Here is a 579-nt window from a genome sequence, read left to right as displayed (position 1 = left end):
ATTGGAGATTAAGGGGATCGCAGGCGATGCCATTGGCTTCCGTGATAACGATAAAGCTAAATTCGGCACTGTCGATGATTCAATAGACTCGGTACGTTTTCGCAATTTTACTGTCGACCTAACCAATGGTCGAGGCGCTCAAGTTGACGTGAACTATAACTTCGATACCAACCAAGGTTCTGCATCGTATAGCTTTATTCAAGCGCTACCAAAGTTTGGCCCTGTGAACTTATATCCGTTAGCTGGAGCTGGTATTGCGGCAGGTGAGCCTCTAACTGACAAGGCTCGTTCAGATGCCGATGAACTGCATGATCGTTACGACATGCATGGAACATTTTATGTAGCGGGTATGTACGCGAAAGTCGAGATCACAGACAAAATCTGGCTGAACTATAACCCGATGTACATGGGCACAATCAGCGGCTCAGACACCTACAAAAATGGTGCGTTCTACGGTGACGATTCAATCATGACTCATGAGTTTGCAGCGTCATACCAAATCAACCCACGCCTCAATGTTCGCTACTTTGCGAACTGGAATGAAGAGGTTGATTTCGAAGATGGCGATCACCGTATCGA

At 46.5% G+C, this 579-nt stretch carries 1 protein-coding gene; it reads left to right on the top strand.

Annotated elements, in window-relative coordinates; translation table 11 throughout:
• Positions 1 to 579: hypothetical protein (locus tag KIV40_RS29805; RefSeq protein WP_285352875.1), on the top strand; the 579-nt coding region annotated here is incomplete at both ends.

The sequence above is a fragment of the Vibrio sp. D173a genome (assembly GCF_030248475.1).
This window is presented reverse-complemented; position numbering and strand designations above follow the sequence as displayed.